At 62.3% G+C, this 4,031-nt stretch carries 1 protein-coding gene and 1 pseudogene; both read right to left on the minus strand.

Translation table 11 applies throughout. From position 1 onward, the window contains the following. Positions 1-1,076 (minus strand): annotated as a pseudogene (locus GQ57_RS37785) (RHS repeat-associated core domain-containing protein); the annotation flags it as partial. Positions 1,077-1,142: 66 nt separating this feature from the next. Beyond that, the coding region (locus GQ57_RS37790; RefSeq protein WP_034200597.1) for a type VI secretion system Vgr family protein at positions 1,143-4,031 on the minus strand (2,889 nt) is incomplete at its 5' end.

A 4,031-nucleotide genomic window follows, 5' to 3' on the forward strand; every position in this document is an offset into this window, starting at 1 on the left:
GTCGTCCCGGCTTCACGATTCTTGCAACAGTTGCCATCCCCTTCAGCATCGGCCTGCGCGCCAATTTTTTCGACCACGCCATGGCCGCGATTCTGCGCAGCCTGACCACTCTTGCCTTCCGGTATGTTCGCCGCCTGGCTCTTGCGAGGATGTTTCCGGGAAGCCTTGATGACAGCCAGCAGCAGCGTCAGCAGCTTGGCGATTTCGCCCACGCGCGGATCGGCAAGCTTAGCCAGCGCGCCTTTACACAGGCCGGCAAGTTCCCGAAGTTTCTTGTCCACGTCGGCGGCCATCTGTTCCTGCTGCTGCCGTGTCATGGTGGCATGCACCACCGCATTGGAAACCGTTTCCACATTGGCCTTGGTCGCGTGATACAACGACCAAAGGCCCTTCTTGATGCCCGCCCCCGGATCACGTAAGAAAATCTCCGACGCCTGACTCGCCTCCTTGTCCGACAGCTTGGCGTTGCCCACCGCGTTCAAGTTACCCAGCGCCGCTTTCTTCATGCCCGCGGCCATGTCCAGCAGCATCTTTTCCAGCAGCTCGCCCGCGTCCTTGAGCATGCCGTCCAGTCGGACCTGCGCCTCCTGAACGAACTTCTCCAGTTCCCCGACGATGGTCGCATTCAGGTGCGCGGCAAACAGATCGACCAACACGTCGTTCGCCTGGGCTTTCACGCCATCCTTCACCATCGCCTTGAGCTGGGCGGCCAATTCGTGGCGCGCTTCTGCCAGCATCGGTCGGAGGCTCATGCGCGCCGCCGCCAGTGTCGGCGGCACCGGAATGATCCCGATCAGGTCGATGCCGATGTTTACCCAGTCCATCGCATCGGTGGACGGCTTGTCGTGCAACGCCTTCAAGTCCAGCGCCACGCTCACCAGGGCAATGACGTTGCCGACCACCGGTAGCCCCTGTGCGACGTTATTCAGTCGCTCGAGCGTGACGGCGCCGCCGCTGATCTGTTGCAGCCACTGATCGAACTTACGCGCGGCGGCGACGATATCTTTCGGATGAATGGTGTTCAGCGGTGCAACAGCCATCTGCTGAGGACGGCTTACGGTCGAAGATGCGGTCATGGAGGGAAACCGGAAATGAATTCAGAAATGAGGCGAAGACGCCGCGAGATATCGGTTCGTCGTCCGTCAAACAAACCCAGGCGTACGCATGTCAGACGCCGTTGATCCGGTTTGCGCCTTGCCGGCCACACCCGCGGCGCCGAGCAACGACTGAACACCGGAGAGTCCCGCGCGAGCGATCCCGCTTACCCCGCCTGTCTTGAGCGCACCGGCCAGTTGACTCAGTTGCTTACCCGCCTGCACCGCCGTACCGGCCCCCGACAACACCTGTGACGCAACATCGCGCGTCTGGGCGGGAACTGCCGTGGAAGCATTGCCTGCGTCGCCTGTCGCTTTGTCCGGCCATTCAGCCTTACGCGCATAGCTGCCCGGGCTCCAGGGATCCGCGTTATCAGAGCCGAAGGTCACATGTGCCGGACCGGGCGCCAGACCGCTGACAGCGGCATACCCCTTGGCGCTCAACATGCCGGTCGCAACCCGTCCCAGCGCATCCTCGACCTTGTACGTCGACATCACCCCACGCTGAATCGCATAGGTGTTGAACAGTTCCAGATTGCCCTTGCCGAGCGGCGGCGACTCCGGAAACACGGCCGCCTGACTTTGGGGCCCCGTGTACGTGAAGCTCCCGGCGTGCGCCGTATAACCACCCGCTGTCTGATGCGTAATGCCGCCGCTGGTGTAATGCGTCGCGCTCCCCCCGCCACTGACCACCAGTTCTTCCTGCGCAGTGATCGTGATACGGTTCGCCGTGGCCGTCATGTTCAGCTTGGCCAGCAGTTGCAGGTTGTCTTTCAGCGCCTTCAGTTCGATGTCGCCGGACATCGCGACCAACTTCCACCCGGCCGACTGCACCAGCGTGCGTACCCCACGCGCGACGCTCACAAGCAGGCGCTTGCCGACCGATACGCCAACGTGCCCGCCCGCGGTCAGCGCGAGATGCTCGCCCGAGGCCAGATGCGTGGACTGTGACGTGGTGGCCGCAATGCCGGCCGCGCCCGCCAGCACCAGATACGGCGTGCTCATCTGCGGGAATTGGCCCGCTTGCGTGCTGCCCGAAGCAGAACCCTGAATGTCGTCGTGCTGCGCCTGCAGCGCCTTGGCGACCTCGTCCTGGTCCCCCGCCTCCTGCGCCTGTTGTTCACGCGCCGTTGTTGCAAACGTGTCCTGCTGGTCGTGCGCCACCAACAGCCGCGTCACCGTCTCGGCCATGTCCTTGGCCGGCTGAGTCGCGCCGTCTCTCGCTTCCGTCGTAATCAACATGCCCTGGTTGGCGCGGATCACACCCCAGGCCATCGTCGCCAACTCGAAGCCTTCGCCGCGCTCTTCCGACCTGCCCGGGCGCCCTTCAATACGCGTGTTGTAACCGAGCACGAGTCGCGACTTCGCGTGGTCACTCGTCACCTGCACCTGCAACTTGTTCGGCGTGTCGTCCACCACCACCTGGTTCACCTGAGCGCCAGCAAGACTCATGCTGCGCCAGCCCATCAAGGCCTGGTTCTTCGGTAATTCCCAAGGCGGCTGATTGAACTGGTTGACCTGGCGATCCGATATATACGGCTTGTCGGCATCACCCTCGTGATAGCTCACCGTCACTTCCTGCCCGATGCGGGGCAGTGCCACGAAGCCGAAGCCGTTGCCCTGCCAGGGTGACGACACGCGCACCCAGCAGCTGGAGTTCTCGTTTTGCTCGCCGAGCCGGTCCCAGACGAACTGAATCTTGGCCCGCGCATAGCCGTCGATCCACATGGGCTGGGACTCCGGACCCACCACTACGGCAGTTTCCGGTCCGCATGGCGGCTTGGGCTGCAACGGGCTTCGGAAGATCGCGCTGGCCGGCTGCAACACGAAGTCCGATACGCACTGGTACGGATCGCCGCCCGTCATTTCATCGTTGTTGTGAATCTCGATCGTGGCCGCGATCACCAGAAATTCGGCGTTCGTACTGGCCTGCGGGTGGCCTTGGACACGCAAGGTATGCCCCACCGCGAGCCCGCGCAGATTGCCTCGCCCCTTCGCACGTAACCCCTTGCAACGCTCGGCATCGACACGCACGCCCGCCAGGTACTGCGCTTCCTGCGCAACCTTGTTCGGTACGCCAGTCAGACCCGACGCGCCTGCCAGCGGCTGCGAGTAGTCGCCCCAGGCGTAGTGCTCCGCATTATCGAAAGCAATATCGCTGTGCCGATCGACTGTATTCGACAGCCTGGCCCGAGATTGCGTCGAATCGTAGTCGATCACGCTGACCGATCCCGGCGTCAACAACCGGGACACGGCCAGCCGGTGAATATGCTCCTCGTCCACGCGTGCGCCGGCCGGAGCGTGATAGAGAATCGTGTCATACATGTCCCCGTGCGGCTTATGTGACCCTGATGCATCGCACAGCACCAGCGTCGAGCCATCCATGAAGTAATAGATGCCCCACTCGCTCCACAACCGGGTCAGGAATTCGAAATCCGATTCCCACACCTGTCGTACGTAATCGCGTGCCGGATAGACGCCGTTCAGGCCATTGGCACCGAGCCGCAATTCGTACTTGAACGGATACAGGCTCGAACCGAGCACTGCATCCGTGATTTCAACGACGCTCTGGTTCTGAAAGATCCGGTTCTCGCGGTTGAGCGTCGCCAGCCACAACCACGGGCGCACGCTCATCTCGTAGTACGCGTAGCGATCGTCTTCGCCAACAAACGACAACTCGGTAATCAAGCCGATGATTTCGCGCTTGCCCGCACCCAGATTACCCAACCCCGCGCCGCCGGGCACACCGGGAACGAACGTCCCTTTTCCGTCGAATTCAATCGAGATGGTCAGTTCGGTGCCAATCAGCTTGTCCGCCTGGATCCGTTCGCGCGCCGCATAGACGGGCAGCGTCGGTATGCTCAAGGTCTTGAGTTCCAGCGTGAATTCGGAAAGCTCGCCGAGCGCTTCGTTACCCCGAAGCTTGATCGGCAGGAG

Source organism: Burkholderia sp. MSh2, from assembly GCF_000731655.1.
Lineage (GTDB): Bacteria > Pseudomonadota > Gammaproteobacteria > Burkholderiales > Burkholderiaceae > Burkholderia > Burkholderia paludis.